The following is an 809-nucleotide window of genomic DNA, read 5'->3' on the forward strand; positions in this document are numbered from 1 at the left end:
CGGGCGTAGGCAAGGGCGTCCATGTAGCTGACATGGACGACCGGATGGTCCTCCAATCCCTTGAGGTTGCTGTTCGGGCCGTACGGCCGTTTCCAGTTCACGCCGAACGCGAAGGTCCACCACTGGCTCCAGTCACGCAGGTCCACCGGATGCCCAGGCGGCGTGAACAGGAGGGAGCCAGCCCTCAGCATCTCCCGCTTCGCCCCCGGATAATCCTTCGCGTCCGGCACCCTCTCGGCCGTCGTCACGTGGCCCGTGGCTTGGACGAAGGCCTTGAACTGGCGGTTGGTCACGGGCGCCGCATCCATCCAGAAACCGTCGACCGTCACGCGGTGCACCGGAGCCTCCTCTGGGTAGTGGTCGTTCGACCCCATGGCAAAGGTGCCGCCCGGAATCCAGAGCATGCCGGGGTGCGGTGGATCGCCCAGGGATCCGGTCGTGTCATGCGGCCCCGGATCGAGGAGGGTCATGCCGGCTTCCCTCGCCCGTTGAATAGGGACCGCAGTTGCGGTGTCGAGGCGAAAGGACCACCCGCCAGATCGACGCGGGCGCGCCGACGGTTGCGGCACGAGGTTCCTGGCGATCCATGGGCTCCTCCCTCGGGTTACGCAACCACTCGGAACTGGAGACACGCCAACAAGGCAATCGAAAAACGGAGGCTCGCCCGGAGCCTGCAACGCGCACAGGAACATTAACTTATGTTAACAATTAGGCAGACGGACGGTCGCGGCAAGGAGCCAATGCGGCAGCCCGGTCCCGCAGGCGCCATCACTGGGACCATGCCCACCGACCTGCCTTCGCTCTGAATG

Annotated in this window: 1 protein-coding gene; it reads right to left on the reverse strand. The window is 65.3% G+C overall.

Annotated features, from left to right (window positions below; translation table 11 throughout):
* A partial coding sequence (locus ACXJKO_RS31890) for an SUMF1/EgtB/PvdO family nonheme iron enzyme (RefSeq protein WP_457094995.1) occupies positions 1-404 on the reverse strand: 404 nt, incomplete at its 3' end.
* Positions 405-809: the final 405 nt, after the last annotated feature.

It is taken from the genome of Microvirga sp. P5_D2 (genome assembly GCF_054049475.1).